General features: G+C 32.9%; 15 protein-coding genes. 8 read left to right on the top strand and 7 right to left on the bottom strand.

The features are described 5' to 3' along the window. Nucleotides 1-94 precede the first annotated feature (94 nt). The 3 genes from ACWGOQ_RS08325 (at nt 95) to ACWGOQ_RS08315 (ending at nt 2,722) form a co-directional block, all read left to right on the top strand. Nucleotides 95-898, top strand: coding sequence for an SH3 domain-containing protein (locus ACWGOQ_RS08325; RefSeq protein ID WP_452057485.1), 804 nt, complete (start codon nt 95-97; stop codon nt 896-898). A 40-nt stretch (nt 899-938) separates the two neighbouring features. Then, nucleotides 939-2,024, top strand: a complete 1,086-nt coding sequence (locus ACWGOQ_RS08320) for a glycosyl hydrolase 53 family protein (protein ID WP_452057484.1) — start codon at nt 939-941, stop codon at nt 2,022-2,024. A gap of 215 nt (nt 2,025-2,239) precedes the next feature. After that, the gene (locus ACWGOQ_RS08315; RefSeq protein WP_458202599.1) at nt 2,240-2,722 is read left to right on the top strand and encodes a DUF3124 domain-containing protein; all 483 of its coding nucleotides are present in this window, start codon (nt 2,240-2,242) and stop codon (nt 2,720-2,722) included. Nucleotides 2,723-2,779: 57 nt separating this feature from the next. Here the strand turns inward: ACWGOQ_RS08315 and ACWGOQ_RS08310 are convergent, their stop codons facing one another. After that, on the bottom strand, nt 2,780-3,457 hold the full coding sequence (locus ACWGOQ_RS08310; RefSeq protein ID WP_452057482.1) for a class I SAM-dependent methyltransferase: 678 nt from the start codon (nt 3,455-3,457) through the stop codon (nt 2,780-2,782). Between the two features lie 149 nt (nt 3,458-3,606). Here ACWGOQ_RS08310 and ACWGOQ_RS08305 point away from each other — a divergent pair, with 149 nt between their 5' ends. From ACWGOQ_RS08305 to ACWGOQ_RS08290, 4 genes are all read left to right on the top strand, one after another. After that, on the top strand, nt 3,607-4,167 hold the full coding sequence (locus tag ACWGOQ_RS08305) for a Crp/Fnr family transcriptional regulator (protein WP_452057481.1): 561 nt from the start codon (nt 3,607-3,609) through the stop codon (nt 4,165-4,167). A gap of 74 nt (nt 4,168-4,241) precedes the next feature. Next, nucleotides 4,242-4,883: a hypothetical protein gene (locus ACWGOQ_RS08300; RefSeq protein WP_452057480.1), complete on the top strand. Its 642-nt coding sequence runs from the start codon at nt 4,242-4,244 to the stop codon at nt 4,881-4,883. After that, nucleotides 4,880-5,419 (top strand): AAA family ATPase, encoded by a 540-nt coding sequence (locus tag ACWGOQ_RS08295; protein ID WP_452057479.1) that lies wholly within the window; start codon nt 4,880-4,882, stop codon nt 5,417-5,419. Before ACWGOQ_RS08300 ends, ACWGOQ_RS08295 begins: the two co-directional genes overlap by 4 nt. Before the next feature lie 60 nt (nt 5,420-5,479). After that, the gene (locus tag ACWGOQ_RS08290) at nt 5,480-6,514 is read left to right on the top strand and encodes a hypothetical protein (RefSeq protein WP_452057478.1); all 1,035 of its coding nucleotides are present in this window, start codon (nt 5,480-5,482) and stop codon (nt 6,512-6,514) included. Between the two features lie 207 nt (nt 6,515-6,721). Here the strand turns inward: ACWGOQ_RS08290 and ACWGOQ_RS08285 are convergent, their stop codons facing one another. Next, complete coding sequence (locus tag ACWGOQ_RS08285) at nt 6,722-8,065, bottom strand: GntP family permease (protein ID WP_452057477.1); 1,344 nt, start codon at nt 8,063-8,065, stop codon at nt 6,722-6,724. A gap of 3 nt (nt 8,066-8,068) precedes the next feature. Beyond that, entirely contained in the window at nt 8,069-9,985 is a 1,917-nt protein-coding gene (gnd, locus tag ACWGOQ_RS08280; protein ID WP_452057476.1) for an NADP-dependent phosphogluconate dehydrogenase, read from the bottom strand. Between the two features lie 316 nt (nt 9,986-10,301). Here gnd and ACWGOQ_RS08275 point away from each other — a divergent pair, with 316 nt between their 5' ends. Continuing rightward, the gene (locus ACWGOQ_RS08275; RefSeq protein WP_452057475.1) at nt 10,302-11,150 is read left to right on the top strand and encodes a UDP-2,3-diacylglucosamine diphosphatase; all 849 of its coding nucleotides are present in this window, start codon (nt 10,302-10,304) and stop codon (nt 11,148-11,150) included. 117 nt (nt 11,151-11,267) lie between these two features. Here the strand turns inward: ACWGOQ_RS08275 and ACWGOQ_RS08270 are convergent, their stop codons facing one another. The 4 genes from ACWGOQ_RS08270 to ACWGOQ_RS08255 form a co-directional block, all read right to left on the bottom strand. After that, nucleotides 11,268-12,932, bottom strand: a complete 1,665-nt coding sequence (locus ACWGOQ_RS08270) for a serine hydrolase (protein ID WP_452057474.1) — start codon at nt 12,930-12,932, stop codon at nt 11,268-11,270. A gap of 225 nt (nt 12,933-13,157) precedes the next feature. Then, on the bottom strand, nt 13,158-13,709 hold the full coding sequence (locus tag ACWGOQ_RS08265; protein WP_452057473.1) for a DUF4494 domain-containing protein: 552 nt from the start codon (nt 13,707-13,709) through the stop codon (nt 13,158-13,160). Nucleotides 13,710-13,829: 120 nt separating this feature from the next. Next, nucleotides 13,830-16,751, bottom strand: a complete 2,922-nt coding sequence (locus tag ACWGOQ_RS08260) for an FAD-binding and (Fe-S)-binding domain-containing protein (protein ID WP_452057472.1) — start codon at nt 16,749-16,751, stop codon at nt 13,830-13,832. Beyond that, complete coding sequence (locus ACWGOQ_RS08255) at nt 16,748-17,227, bottom strand: Lrp/AsnC family transcriptional regulator (RefSeq protein WP_452057471.1); 480 nt, start codon at nt 17,225-17,227, stop codon at nt 16,748-16,750. The genes ACWGOQ_RS08260 and ACWGOQ_RS08255 overlap by 4 nt, the downstream gene beginning before the upstream one ends. Nucleotides 17,228-17,369: the final 142 nt, after the last annotated feature.

Genomic DNA, 17,369 nt, shown 5'->3' with positions numbered 1-17,369 from the left:
TAAAGTTGTTATAAATTGAATAATAAATAAATTGGTTCGGGATTGCTTCCATTATAACGAGTCATATAGTTAGCATAAGTAAACATTAGAAAAAATGAAAAAACTACTGATAATATTTCTTCTAATTTCAAAAACTGGATTTGGTCAGGACACCAAATATATTTCTGAAAACTACGAATTTACAACTGGAGAAATTGCTTATATGTTTGGTAACGATGTTAAACTTAGAGACCAGCCAAATACCGAATCTAGGGTTTTGTCACTATTGAAAATTGGTGAACAAATTGAGATTATAGAAAAGTCGGATTCTAAAATGAAATTTGACGGAATTGAATCACCGTGGTACAAAGTAAAAACAAAAGGCAACATTGGATTTGTCCTAGGAAGCCTAATTTCACTGGACAAATCAACCAATGGAGCCTTTACTTATTTGATTTCTTTAAAAAAAGATGGATTAAGATTATTTCTTAAAACTAGAGTTTTGGAAAACGGATCAAGTTTCAAAGAAAACGTTTCTCAACTGTTAACAGGTGAATTTTCAATTAAAACAACTGGAAATAAAGGACTAGAAAAGATAAAAAGTATATTTGAAATAGATTACTTGGCCGAATCCTGTGGAGTTAATGGTGGCGGAATGTATTTATTCTATGATGGCAATGACTTACTAAAGGTAATTGATTATACAAGCGTTGCAGACGGTGACTTATATTGGTTTAAAGAAGAGTACATTTTTCCGGATGAAAAAGACGGAATAAAAGGAAAAATAGTTTACAAAAGCGAGATTGGCGAAACCAAAGATTATGAAACTGAATGGACTGAAAACAAAACGATCAGACGAATTTTAGGGTGGAACGGAAAAGAAATAATACCTAAAATAAAAAACGAAAAAGAAGAATAGTCATTTGCTCAACACACTAATTATTAGAACTAATACAATTATGACACCTAAATTTCATATACTCCTATTTGGTATCCTTATGTCTTTATCTAGCTGTAATAAGGATGATACCCCTGCTGAACCTGCCGAAATTAGAAATTTCGAGATGGGTTTTACTACTTGGAGTTTTGGACCTAATTTACAGGATGTAAATGATACGTATTCATTTATAGAAAATAATTCAGATATCTATACCGAACATATTGATAATAAAATCCCTTGGAATGCCTGGATAAACAACCTTGCGTTACCTACAGAATTTACAAATGAAATCATGGGTAAAGTAAATAGAAAGATTGACAATGCTCAATTATTACTTTCTGTTAGCTTATTAAACTTACAAAGAGATGAACTTGCCGAAGATTTAGACGGTACAATTCCTACCTATACAAATCTAAATGATATTAAAATTGAAGATGCTTATTTTAAACATATTGACTATTTAGTAAGTCAGTTTACACCAGACTATTTGGTTATAGCTATTGAAGTAAATGAATTAAGAGTACGAGCTGAAGGTAAATGGAACTCGTACAAACTATTAATTCAGAACGTAAAATCAAGAATTAAAGAAGTATACCCAACCATAAAAATTTCCGAATCGATATCATTACATAATTTATATGAACCTGATGTTACTAATCCAGCAGCGTATATAGATGAAATGATGAACTATATCAATCAAATGGATTTTGTAGCTATTAGCTTTTATCCTTTTTTTAAAAACCTACATACAAAAAACGAGTTTCAACAAGTTTTTGATTTTTTGCATAACCACATTAACAAACCTATTTCTTTTGTAGAAACAAGTCATATTGCAGAAGATTTAATAGTGCCTGATTTAAGTATAGCTATTCAGGGAACCGAAATGGAGCAAAACCTCTATCTAGAAACCTTATTAGAGAATGCCCAGGAACAGAATTATGAATTTGTAATCTGGTGGACGCATAGGGATTATGATGCACTTTGGGAAACATTTCCCGCAGCACTAAAAGACATTGGCCAACTATGGAGAGACTCGGGATTGCTTGATGAAAATGGCAGCGAAAGGTTATCAAAAACTACCTGGAATACGTATTTAGATAAATAATTCTTACCATGTAATTCCTAGCCAATATGTATTTGTAAATAGTATTTTAGAAATGTAGTTTTAAAAGGATACTTCATTAAAAACAACCAAGAAAAAAATAACAATCAACATGGGTAGATACTAAATAAGTGTAAATGCCTAATCGTTAACTTGCGTAAACTATGTATCTTAACCAACATTATACCGATATGAGAATAAAATATCTAAGCATAATAATGATCGTCTTACTTTTTAGTTGCAACGAAAAGAAAGAAATTAGTTCTATGAATCCAGAAAATTGGTCAAAACGAGCTATTAATATATCTTCAAAAGATTCCCTAGAGTTCGGTACATCTTACCTATCCGTTTATTCTCAGATTTATAGTACAACAGAACAAAAAACTCATAACCTGACGTCATTGGTAAGTATGAGAAATACAAGGGAATCAGACACAATTTATCTGTTAAGAGCAGAATATTATGACACACACGGTCTGTCCATTCGAAAATATTTTAATTCACCTATTTTTTTAGCTCCCTTGGAAACGACAGAAATAATAATAGATGAAATCGACGTTTCTGGAGGAACAGGTTCTAACTTTATCCTTGAGTGGAAAATACCGAAAAATTGCTCAGAACCTCTGTTTGAGGGAGTAATGACATCAACAATGGGGCAACAAGGTTTATCATTTACAACACAGGCAAAACGAATACGTTAAATAATTGAGATTTTAACACCAATAATTAAATACAGAATAACGTTGCGCATCCTTTCTCTAAAAAATACGATATAATTTAGTGATGATCAACCCTTTTTGATCAGGCAATACTACAGATAATAGTTTCTTTTCATCTTTTATATTCAGATTGAAAGGGGATGCCAATAAGTTTACTCCACTTTGCTTTTTTAGCCTGATCCCTTGTCCCGAAATAATATCTTTATTGGCCACAAAATTTCCTTCAGGTACATGTTCTGTTACAATAACATATTTAAAACTAGATAGCTTATGGGCAATACGTCGTACTTCTCTGTTAGAGAGGTGTTGTAACACTTGTCGTAAAATTGCACAATCTCCAATCGGTAATTCATCTACGGCGATATCCATGCAAAGGAATTTCAGGCGTTCCATTTTAAATTTTTCTTTATTATGACCAATTAAGGAAGGTACAATATCGACAGCAATGTAGTTTTTTGTGTATTGCACCAGTTCTTTTCCGACATTAAAATCTCCACAACCTAAATCACATATGGTGAGTGGCTCCTTAAAAGATGTTAGAAAAGATCTTAAAACATCTACATAGGGATGCACAATCTCTGAAAGATGCGATCCATCACCAGAATAAAAGTCAGTATTATTATTTCCCCAAAGTTTCATTTCATACACCTGTATCATAGCATCTTTGGTAGGCCAAGGTTCTTTTATTTTCTGAGCCTGATGTTGTTCTTTATTCATAGATATTTTATTGTAGGGATTACAAGACTCATTTTCAACTTCTAGATTAAAACAAACGTACGAATTATCTGCTATAATGTATTTTTGAAGTTGGTAATACCGTTTTATTGGTATTTTAGACCAAATTGAAGAAAAGAAATTACTTTATAATGAATACATCCATGTTAACGTTTTTGAATAATGCTGGAAAATTTTCGGATGAAGAATCATCTCTTCTTCAAAAAGAAGTAGCCTATAGAGAGCTTAAGAAAGATGATTTTTTAGTACAAAAAGGTGAAACTTGCTCATCACTATTTTTTGTTGTTTCTGGTAGCTTTTATCAATATACCATAGATTCAGATCTTGATAAACGAGTTATCGATCTAAGTATACCCAACGATTGGGTGATTAATTATAAAAGTTTTAGCTCCAGAAAGCCATCGGCATATACAATTCAGGCTTTTGAAGATAGTGCTGTTTATGAACTCTCTATGGATGCTATACACAAACTAATTGGAATATCACAAACATTCTTCCAGATTGGTTCTGTTTTAGAAGCCTCCAATTCTCGCATAACATTTTTTGACAATAATAACACGCCTGATGAAAAGTATGCATACATTCTAAAAAACAAACCTATGCTTCTTCAAAAATTTCCACAAAAAATAATCGCATCATTTTTAAAGATCACACCAGAAACTTTAAGCAGAGTTAGAAAACGAATGAAGTAATTTCTTGATTACGATCAAGTGGTCCTTCATAATAAACCATGGACCTTTGGGATGCTAATCAAAGATCAAAATACATGGAAAATCAATTTTACAAAAGTACAGGCATCTCTCTTATTTCTGGAGCATTATTAATTATTGCAACTATGGTATTACATCCTACTGGTGGAAACCTAGAATATATCATCAAAATTTCTACAACAATCCAAGTAGCACACGCCATAGCCATATTTAGTATGCCTGTAATTCTATTTGGTTTTTATGGATTATCAATGGCGCTTTTAGATACGAGGAGATTGTCTATTCTAGCTTTCATAATCATTTCATTTGGTTTAATTGCAGCAATGTTTGCAGCAGTTTTTAATGGACTTACCCTACCCTATTTTTTAAATAAATACTCAGGTGCATTAGATAAGAATATTGATGTTTTGCAATCTATAACAAACTATGGCTTTGCGATAAATATTCCTTTGGATTATATTTTTATAATAGCTTGTTGTCTGTCAATATTAGTATACTCAATTATCATATTACTGGAAAATTCTTATCCAAAATGGCTTGGGTATTTTGGAATTCTTATTTCAGTTTTGACAATTTTAGGTGGACTAAATGACTTTTTATTCACTAGTTTAAATGGTTTTAGAGTATTTACTTTTAGTATTGCCGCATGGATATTATTCAGTGGTGCTTTACTGTTAAAATATAACCCAAACAAATGAAAATCTTAATTTTTGGAGCATCTGGATCGGGAACCACGACCTTAGCAAAGCAAATCGAAAATAAAATCGGTTTTGTTCATCTAGATGTGGATGACTACTACTGGAAAAAGACAGCGCCTCCTTTTCAGGAAAAAGTACCATTAAACAAGCGGAATCAATACCTAAAAATTGACGTACAAAAATTTGATAACGTTGTTGTTAGTGGATCCCTGGTAAGTTGGGGTAAAGAATGGGAGTCTATATTTGATTTGGCTGTTTTTATACATCTGGACAACGAAGAAAGAATGAGTCGCTTGTATAAAAGAGAAAAAGAACGTTATGGTACAAAACTTTTGACTGACAAAAATATACAGAAGAATTCAAAAGCATTTTTAGCTTGGGCTAACCAATATGAAAATCCTAATTTTGAAGGCAGATCTTTACAAATTCATTTAAACTGGATAGCACTACTAAACTGTACCATAATACAACTCGATGGAAAAATGAAATTAAATGATAAAACTGAAAAAATATTAGCTGAGATTAGAAAGTTATAAGGAAACTAAACCTCAAAAATGATTTATCGCACAATACATATATTTGTACTACTTAAAAATATGTCGTACACTCTAGACAACATCGCAGCAATGAAACAATGTTTTACCTTCATTTTATTCATAAACATTTTAAATCCGTTAATTGCCCAAACCGATCGAGACGTGCTAAACAATATTAATAATGTAATGAATGAAAATGATCGTAAGGAATCGATTTCATTCTTATTACAGACCTTTAATAAAGATGCTTCAAAACTAATACCACATAAGGAATTACTAAATAAGAACATAAATAGTGTTTTGAAAGTAACATTCGATTATTCCCTGCTAAATCTTTGCTTAGGATTGGTATCGAACAATGTATTACAAATTGATGACGAATCCGAACGTAAACTTGTAGAGCAGAACAAATACTTCAGAAATACCTTAAAACAAGAAAAAAAATATCACAATTGGGTATGGAATGATCAATCATATATGGATAATAGGGCTAATTCTGGAATTATATTAGATCTACTTGGTTATTGTAAAAATCTAGTCTCTTTAGTGGAGTTAAAAGAATCTGTTGCCTATTATTTAGATACTAAGCCTCTGTTTTTTGCAACAGTATCCTTATGGAGAAGAAATATTGATATAGATAGCGAAGTTTTGTTAGCGATATCTAAAGAAGATGAAACCAGAGGTTTACTATATGTTTTTTTAAAAGAGTTGAATCAATTACAATACTTTCCAAAAGAATATCTAAATCAGGAAGATTTATCGCGTGCAGACATGGTAAATTGGCTTGTATACCCAACCGAACTTGCCAGAGTACCAACAAAAATCGAATTAGTCGAAGTATTTACAATTGAATATGATGATGTAGGACCAGCAGACTTTTATTTATGGAAATTCATGGCTGACAATGAAACCTGGAAAAAAGACGGCTACATGACGGGCTTATCAGGTCCTTTTATTAGAAGTGAGTCTCCAACAATGGACGCTTATGGATATACGTTTAGCGCTTTTACCATATTCAAAGAAAAATCTCCAAAAGAACACTTTGATGAAATCATCAAAATTCTGGATAAATGGAACAATCAAAATAAGGATTGAAATACTATTTCCTTAAGTTGTTCTCATTGATAAAAAGTAATTGCTATTTTGGAACAGATACCTACTAATCTTTGTTGTTTGCCTTTTGGAATTTTTTACTCTTGCTCGCTCTTAATTATTTAAATAATGTTTCCAAACCTATAAACTTCTACATTAGCTTTTTTATAGCAACTTCTTGTTTTATTAGTTTTTAATGCTATAGAACATTTAAAAAAAACACCATAACAACAGAGACATGAGCATTCCTGTAATTGCAATCAACGTAGTCATTACCGTCCAGGAGCGAAAGGTCTGTTTCTCTGTCATACCCAGATATTGTCCTACTAACCAAAATCCACTATCATTTACATGGGATAAAATTGTTGCTCCCGAGGCAATAGAAATAACAAAAAGTGCTATTTGCGCTGCACTAAAATTACCTGCGAGGATTACAGGTGAAGTAATGCCTGCAGCTGCAATCATAGCCGTTGTAGCAGAACCTTGTAATACTCTAATTAAAGCAGCCACGATGAATGCAAATAGCAATGGATGAATATATGAACTCTGTAGTGAAGAAGCCAATAACTCACCAGCTTTGGTATCTACTAAGATCTGCTTAAATGCTCCGCCAGCTCCTGTTAATAAAATAATAGCTCCTGCTGGTCGAAAAGATTTCATGGATATTTTTAACAAATCATCTCTTGTCTCTCCTCTTTTGATTCCTAGAAAATACCACGCAATTAAATTGGCGATAATCAAAGCCGTAAAAGGGTGCCCCAGCAATGTAATACCATACACCAGAGACTTTGGTAATACATCTTTCTCAAACCAGTTTCCTAATAAAACCGTTTTTAGCACAATCAGCAAAATTGGTAATGTAATTATGAGAATAATTCCTATTGGATTAGGAGGGTTTTGTATAGTCACATCTGGCTGATCCGTTTGGGGTATAACAATATCTATTCTCTTCGCAAGATATTTGCCCAGCATTGGTCCACTAATAACTGCTGCGGGAATTCCTGCTATAAACCCAAATACAATCACCCAACCAAGATTGGCTCCTAAAATATCGGCTACTGCTACCGGACCTGGTGTAGGCGGAATAAAACTATGAGTAATTGCCAATCCAGCCAAAAGAGCAATAGCATACAACAATAATGATTTTTTTGTTTTTCTTGCGATAGCATAAATAATAGGAACTAATATAATAAAAGCAACGTCAAAAAATACAGGTATAGCAATGATAAACCCAGTGATCATTAAGGCCCATGAGGCATTTTTTTCTCCTGCAAGTCCTAAAATATAGTTTGCCAATCCTTGTGCTCCACCAGAATTTTCTAGTAATCCGCCGAATAGGGCTCCTAAGCCAACAACTGTCGCCACAAATCCCAAGGTACCTCCCATGCCATTTTTAATACTGTTAAGAATATCGTCTGCAGGTAATCCGGCGACAAGTCCAACGAGTATACAAACAATAAGCAGTGCAATAAATGCTTGTATTCTCAACTTCAGAATCATAAAAAGTAGTGCAATGATTCCTACCCCAACTGCTACTAATAATTGATACTCCATATTTTAAGGTTTCCAATTTGTATGAAAATATTCATTCCAAGGTTTGTCGTTTCTTTGATACGTATGTGCTCCAAAATAGTCCCGTTGTGCTTGTATCATATTTGCCGACGAATCAGAAGAAGTATACATTAAAAAATAATTAGCAGCTGCAGAAAACACTGGTAAAGCAAATCCGGCTTTACTTGCCGTAGCAACAATATCCGTCAGCGCATTATAGGTATTTTGCAGCTTGTTGACTATTTCTGGAAATACTAATAATGAGGTGTTTTTTTCTTTAGAAAATAAACTCCAAATCTCTTCCATTGTAGCACTCTTTATAATACAACCGTTGGTCCATATTCTGGCAATCTCTGACAAATCGAGCTTCCAGTTATATTCATTAGAAGCTTCTTTCAATAATTCGAAGCCAATATGGTGATTAACAATATTTGCCGCACGAAAAGCTTTTTCCAGATTTTTGATGAATACCTTATCATCTGTAGTGATGGTAGAAGGTTTTCGCTGATATATTTCTGAAGCGGTAACTCGCAATGATTTCATACCCGAAATATTACGAGCCATCACAGCTTCAGAAATAGTAGACACAGGCATACCGACTTCAAGAGCTGCAACGGTAGACCATCCACCTGTTCCTTTTTGTCCAGCTTTATCTAGTATTTTGTCAATTAAAAAATCGTGTCCTTCTTTTTTATGAAGAATATCGATAGTAATTTTTAGCAAATAGCTATCCAACCCCCGTTTTCTCCAAGTAGTAAAAAGATCAGCTATTTGATCAGGTGTTTTCTGTACATAAAAGCGCAATATGTAGTACGTTTCTGCTAATAGTTGCATTTCGGCATATTCAATTCCGTTATGAACCATTTTTACATAGTGTCCGGATCCTTCCGGTCCAATATATGAACAACAGGCCTTCGTGTTTTTATCTTTTGCTGCAATAGCTTCCAAAAAATTGCCAGATCTATGATAGGCTTCTATAGATCCTCCTGGCATTATAGAAGGACCTTTTAGAGCACCTTCTTCTCCTCCTGATATTCCTGCTCCTAAAAAATGAATTCCTTTTTCAGCTAATCTTTCGCTTCGTTCTGAAGTAGATTTATAATGAGAGTTTCCTCCATCAATAATACAATCACCTTTAGATAAAATTGGTACTAGTGTATTTATCATTTCATCAACAGGCTTTCCGGCATTGACCATCATTATGATGGTTCGTGGCTGTTCTAATGAATTTACAAATGCATACAAATCATCAAACCCACCTATCATATTAGTTTGGGGCTGTTCTTCTGTAAATTTTTTAGCTACATCAACTTCATAATTAGCTACATGCCTATTATATACTGATAACGAAAAGCCTTTAGATAATATATTCTTAGCCAAACTTTTGCCCATAACACCTAAACCAATCAGACCTAATTGTGATGTGTTGCCATGTAGTTTAAAAATTATTTCACTAACAATTTCATTAACGCTCTTATCTATGTCTACCATAATACCCTTGTCTGGTGTTTCTAAAGTTTCGAATTGAGAAACCAGCATCTCTTTTTTGAAAAAATGATTTTTTCTTGATTCCAAACGACTGGCAATTAAATCAAAACTTCCGTCTAGGAATATCCATTTGATATATTTTGAATCTATTGATTGGAGGGTATTTCTATACTTCTTTTTTAGAGCAGAGCAAGCCAGCACCGCTCCTTTTTTAGAACTCCAGTTACCAATTTCTTTTGATAAAGCTTGCAACCAAGGTTCTCTGTCAATATCATCTAAAGAAACTCCAGTAGCCATTTTTTTAATATTATTGTCCGGATGAAAATCATCCGCATCAAAAAAAGGAAGCTTGAAATTCTTGGCTAACGCTTTTCCAACGGTTGTTTTACCGCTTCCAGAAACTCCATAAACTATGTATACATTACTAAAACTCATCCTAACTATTATCCTATCTTATGCAATGAATTTAGTCATAACAATTGTATCAAAAAAATGAAACCTTTAAATCAAAAACTTGTTAAGAAAGTTTATAGAAGTATTCTTTGTAATAAAACGACGGTATTTTATTACATTTTTCAAAAAAACAATTAAAAAAATGAATAGTTAGTGGTTTAAAACTTTTTGATAATAATATCACCTTAATGCTTTCGAAATAGTACGTTAAAATATGCTGGCATAAATAACAATTTGCTCATCATCCCTTAATTTTTTTTTAACGTTACAGTAGTTTATTTGTATCATATCTCTTTCTATGAAAAAGCGTATTGTTGAAGTCGTTGTTATTTCTGATATTCACTTAGGAACTTTCGGATGTCAAGCAAAAGAACTGTTACATTATCTCAACAGCATTAAGCCTAAAAAACTTATTTTAAACGGAGATATTATAGATATCTGGCAATTCAGAAAACACTATTTCCCTAAATCACACCTTAAGATCATAAAGAAGATTATCAACTTTGCTTCAAAGGGAACCGAAGTAATCTATATAACAGGAAATCACGATGAGATGCTCAGGAAATTTAGTGATACTAAAATGGGTAATTTTCAATTAGTAGATAAAGTCGTTTTGGAACTAGACAAAAAAAAGGCATGGATATTTCATGGAGACATCTTTGATGCATCTATCCAAAATGCAAAATGGCTAGCCAAACTTGGTGGTTGGGGATATGACCTGTTGATCCTCATCAACCAAATTATGAATTGGTGCTTAGTAAAACTAGGTAAAGAGAAATTCTCATTGTCTAAAAAAATCAAGAACAGTGTAAAGAAGGCGGTTAAATATATTAATGATTTTGAGCAGGTTGCTTCCGATTTAGCAATCGATAATAATTATGATTATGTCATTTGTGGACATATACATCAACCGCAGATTACCCAGAAATTTAATAAACAAGGATCTTGTATATATCTCAATTCAGGAGATTGGGTAGAAAATTTAACTGCTTTGGAATATGACCACAAGGAATGGAAATTGATAACCTATCAAAATGAAAGCACTGAAACCGAAACATCAATGGATGACATGGAAGATCTAGATATGAGTTTGGAAAGTTTGCAAGCTTCGCTAATGATCAGTAATACTATCAAAAAAGTTCTGTAGGGCGATCTTTTTTCAACTTTATAAAAAAACCAACTCCTTAAAACAAAGTTGGTTTTTTTACATTTTCGTCATTATACTATATCCTGAATACCAGTATTTAATTGAATAAATGTTAGTTTATTTAATCTTTTTAGCGGGCATTTGTCTTCCTCCCTGATTTAATGTTAAACTATGGATTGTTCCTGTATCACTTTTGTGAAAAGTGATCTCTGCTGGCACTACTTTTAAGAAAAATAATGTTTCTGTCTTGGCAAAAATTTCAAATTTTGGTTGTCCGGTAGCCTTTGCAAATATGGAGTTACCTTCTACAGTGATCTCTATAATAAAATTTGGTTGCAATTCATATTTACCGATATATTTTTCCAAAACATCTGGTGCTACTGTAATGCTTTTTCTTCCAGCAGGAGGTGCTTTATTAATTCCTTTACCCATAAAAATTTCATCAGCAGTTTTGAATACTGCTTCTGGCTTACCATCATCTGTCATCGAAAAATTATAGGATATAGTCCCATCATCAAAAATAAAAGAACCATCTTTCATTGGATAAATTTGAAATTCTCTGGAATTTTCACCTTCCCTAAGACTAAACAACTTACCTTCTTTTAGTATGATGTGTCTAATCACGTTATCTTTAAACTCATAGGCTCCCACCCATTTCTTGACTTGATCAACAGACAACGCTATTGCGTCCTTTTTGTCCGGAATAGGTTTTCCAATAACCGTAGCGGCAACTTTCATGGTGATTTCACTTACATTTTTGCAGTTGCAATTGGTCAATCCAATTATATATACATTTTCATCTTTTAGAAAAATTTCATTGGTAGTATACCCAAAAATACCACCACTGTGCGCATATCCTTTAGAACCTTGGATGTTAATTTTACCCCAACCGTACCCATAATTAATTTCCTCTCCGTTATTGAGCGTAGAACCATTAATTGCTTTTTCTAAACTCGTTCTTTTAATAAAGGTATTAGCACTAACGGCATTTTGCCATTTCAAAAGATCGTCTACTGTGGACATCAATGAACCAGCAGCATACGGTAATGTTAAACTTAGATAATCTGCATTTAAGTAACTATCACCTTCTTGTTTATATCCAGAAGCTCTATTTTTAATAAGCTCACTCATACTTCCATAATAGGAAGAATTCATCCCTATCTTTTCGAAGATATTTTTTTCTATAAAGTTCTCATAAGTATCTTTGGTAACTACTTCAATAATATGACCTAAAAGTATATAACCAGAATTATTGTAACGAAATTCTTCTCCCGGATCAAAATCCATAGGTTCATTTTTAAAAACATCTATTAGTTCTGTAGGCGTCATATCCGTGCGAGCTGACTCCATAAAGCTCCCCATCCCTGTGTAACTTTTTATACCGGATGTATGGTTTAATAGATGATGAATGGTGATTTTCTTTTCATTAGTAGGATAATCAGGGATATACTTTGTAATCTCATCTTCAATTTTCAGTTTCCCCTGTTCTTCTAACATTAGAATTGCCACTGCAGTAAACTGCTTGGTTATAGAACCTATTTCGAATACATTTTCGGGTTTCATTGGGACATCCAATTCCAAGTTTGCTTTTCCAAATGCTTTGCGATAGAAGGGTTTACCATTTTTTGCTATTAAAATTGAAATACCAGGCTCTCCTGCCGTATACATGGAAGAGACAATATCATCAATTTCTTTTTCCATATTCTGAGCTTGTGAAAGAGAAAATACTATTGTACAGATACAAGACAGTGCGAACGTTTTACTTCTTAGTGATAATTTCATGTGACTTTATTTTAATTGATAGGATTGTTGTTTCAACACAAGGGTTTTCTGTATGACGACAATTTGAAGAATAGGTTACTAAAAACTAAGGAAAATTAGAAAGTCTATTGTTGAACTATTAAAAATAAAAAAGTTTTTGTACCCTAAAAGAAATTCTTGGTACAAAAACTTTTTATCCTAACTAGCAATAAAACTAAATCTCTACATTCTTTACGAAGAGACTACTTATTCTTCCTCTTCTGCAATGAAACCTGGAGCAGCAGGTACAGTTTCATCAATTTCAACTTCTTCTACTTCCTGAATAGAATCACGTAACGCTTTGAATTTTTCTAATTGATCTTCTTCTCCAGTAAAATAAGGAAAAACATCCATAATTGGCGATTCAGCGATTGCCGGTATGGTATAATCCCCTGTTGTACCTTTCATAGCACTATTGGTGTTATCAAATGCTTCTTTTACATCATTGGCCTGCACCAAAAGATACATATTTGTTTTTCTTTCTTTACCACTCTCTTCATCATAAGCAATTAAAGACACCTTTGATTTAAACCAACGATCAGAATTTTCAACGGGATGTATCTCTGCAAAATTTGCAACTTTTATATTAGTTATAATAAATTCTTCACTAACGTATGCAGCCATTTCTTCATTAATCCTAGTCTCTGCTTCTGTATACGAAACAGCATCAACTAAATACGGTTCTGTAGTAACTTTTTGTACCCCAGAGTCATTTATCTTTCTATATTTTACTTTACATTCGTACCAAGTAGCGCTCATATATTTCTATTTTTTTAAGAGGGCAAATATAAATTTTAAAAAAGTATTTAGTACGAATTTTGATATTAGATATTCACAATTTTAAAACAAATTGATTATAAAGCTCTTACATCATACAACTTACTGTAAAGCGTTTCTCAATATACTTATAGGATGCAAAGCAATACGTTGTGTTCCATCCTTTATTTGATGTCTACAACTCGTTCCGACAGCAGCAATAATAGTGCCTTCAGGAGCTTTTCTAATAGCTGGAAAAAGCGTTTGTTCACCCACTTGCATACTGATATCATAATGCTCCTTTTCATATCCAAAAGATCCTGCCATACCACAACAACCTGATGGAATTATAGTCACTTTAAAGTTTTTTGGTAAATTAAGGTATACAAACGTTGTTTGAATATTGGACAAGGCTTTTTGATGACAATGCCCGTGAAGTTTAATCACTTTTTCTTCTTCAGTAAATTGACTGGTAGTAATATGCCCAAGTTCTATTTCAGATTTTAGAAATTCATCAACAAGAAAAACGTTTTTAGCCAGAATTTTTGCCGCTTCTTTGTCATCTACCAACCTAAGATACTCATCTCTAAATGTCAGTATAGCAGAAGGTTCTAATCCGATTAGCACGGTATCATTGGAGATCAATTTTTCAAAAACTCTAACATTATGATTGGCTAATATTTTAGCCTGTTCTAATAACCCTTTGGATATAAATGTTCTGCCGCTTTCTTCGTGATCTACAATTTTTATATGATATCCCAAACTGGTTAATAACGCTATTGTATCTATCCCTATATGCGTATCCAGATGATTTGTAAATTCATCTACAAAAAAATAGACTGTTTTGATTGGATTTTTTGGTTGTATTGATGCTAAATTTTTGAAACACCAATTCCTGAGAGACTTCTTACTAAGCAACGGTAACTCTCTCTTTTTAGCAATACCTAACGTAGTTTTAAAAATTGTTGAAGTAACCGTATTCTTAAAAAAGAAATTAGTTAATCCAGGAGCAATTCTTCCAAAGGAATTCAATTTATTATTGTAGGCAAATAACTTAGTTCTGAGTGAAACTCCATTTTCCTTTTGATATTGATATTCAAACTCTGCCTTTAACGTTGCTATATCCACGTTAGAGGGACATTCGCTAGAACAACCTTTACAACTAAGACAAAGATCAAATACTTCCTTTAATTCTTTTTTATTAAATCTATTCGGGTTTATGTTGTTGGTCAATACTTCTCGCAAAGCGTTTGCTCGACCTCTGGTTGTATCTTTTTCATTATTGGTAGCTCTATAGCTGGGGCACATAGTTCCTCCTGCCGCTACTGATTTCCTACAGTCCCCACTACCATTACATTTTTCTGCAGCTCTAAGTATACCCGCTGAATCGGTAAAATCAAATAAGGTTTCGATTTCTGGTTCTTCTCTATCGACAACATATCGCAAATGTTCATTCATAGGATATGCATCTACAATCTTACCCGGATTAAAAATACCTTCGGGGTCAAAGACATTTTTAATACGTTTCAGCAACTCATAATTTTCTTCTCCTATCATAAAAGGAATGTATCCTGCACGTACAATACCATCACCGTGCTCGCCACTCATAGATCCATTGTATTTTTTTACCAAAGCAGCAACATCGTCTGTTATTTTCTTAAAGAGTATTACGTCTTCTTTCTTCTTTAAATCTAAAATAGGTCTAAGATGCAGCTCTCCTGCTCCAGCATGTGCATAATAAACTGCATCTTGATTATATTTTTTCATAAGACTCGAAAACTCTGCTATATAGTTTGCCAAATCAGGTAATGCTACAGCTGTATCTTCTATACAAGCGACCGCTTTCTTATCCCCTACTATATTACCTAATAACCCCAAACCTGCTTTTCGAAGTTCTAGTGCTTGATTTATCTCATCACCTAACAAAATTGGATTTGCATACGACAATCCCGAAGTTTCTAGAGTAGATAAAAGAGTTAATTTTTGTTTCTCAAGACCTTCCTTGCTAGTTCCTCTTAATTCCAGCATCAGAATTGCTTGTGGATCATCTTTAATAAAAAAACGATTTTTGAGTTGTTCTTTATTACTTTTAGTACAATCCAGAATGGTTTTATCCATCATCTCGCAAGTAAATAAAGTATGCTTCATCACGGGTACTACTGCATTCAAACAATCTGCTATCGTATGAAAATGTGCTGCTATCATTAACGACTCTTGAGGAGGTAATGCATCTAACTGTAAAGTAATGTGTGTTGTAAAAGCTAATGTTCCTTCACTTCCAGATAATAACTTACACATGTTGAATTCACCTTCTGTATCAGAAAAAACATTAGATTCTATTAATTCATCTATTGCATACCCTGTATTACGCCTGTGTATAGTAGGCTTTGGAAAGTTATTACGTATACGCTCTTGTGTACTTTTTAATGAAAGTTCCTGAAAAACAGTGTTATATATCTTTCCTTCTAGTGTGTTTTGAGCCATTTTAAGCATAAAATCTTCTTTTGAAATTTTAGAAAAAATTGCTTCACTACCATCAGACAAAACCGTTTGTAATGCCATTACTTTATCTCTGGTAACACCATATTGTATAGAAGTAGTACCACTACTGTTATTACCAACCATTCCACCAATCATACATCGATTGGAGGTGGAAGTATTTGGACCAAAAAATAGTCCATAAGGTTTTAAGAAGCGATTCAGATCGTCTCTAATAACACCAGGCTCAACAATTACAGTTCTTTTTGACTCATCAAGAGATATGATCTTTGTAAAATACTTTGAAACATCTACGACAATTCCATCTCCAACACATTGTCCTGCTAATGATGTACCTGCAGTCCTAGGAATTAAACCACATTGATTGTTTGTTGTAAAATCTATAATTTTTTTAATGTCTGATACGTTCTTGGGAAAAGCAACCGCTGTAGGTATTCTTCGATATACAGAAGCATCCGTTGCATATAATGATTTAGTAAGTACATCAAATTCCAGTTCACCTTCTAACTGATCTTTTAAAACTTTCAGGTCACCCTTTTTTATCATATTGTATTCCCTTTTACCAATGAATCCAAGGTTATCTGTCTTTTAAAATTAGTATCAAAGCAAATAAAACTATCTGTTCCCGCTACTCCTTCAATTTGATGCACTTGTTCGTATAAAATATTACGCAGATGATGATTATCGTATGCAAATATCAATATAAAAAGTGCATAATTACCAGACACATAGTTACATTCTAGTATTTCTGGTATTTTAGTTAAGTCTTCAACAACAGATTTGGCATACCTGGCTTCTTTTAGTCGTATTCCTACATAGGATTTCGTCTTGTAACCAATTTGTTTCTCATCAATTACAAATTCTGCTTTGTTAATAGCACCATTTTCTTTTAGTTTTCGGATTCTTTGATGAATTAAAGAATTCGAAACCTTTAGTTCTTCGGCTATTTGAGAAAATGGTTTTCTGGCATCTTCACGGATCTGCAGTAATATCTGCTGATCTATGTAATCAAAATGATTCATAATACGTATAATTTTGAAAGATCTACAGCTACATAAGAAACCCTATTTTACAATAAAATCAATTTGACATATAATAAAATAATTATTAACTAAATCAATCACATAAATAAATAAAATTAATCAAAAGTAGTATTTTTGCTGT

It is taken from the genome of Aquimarina ulvae (genome assembly GCF_053613295.3).
The sequence above is the reverse complement of the archived record's forward strand: the minus strand, read 5'-3'. Positions and strand labels throughout refer to the sequence as shown.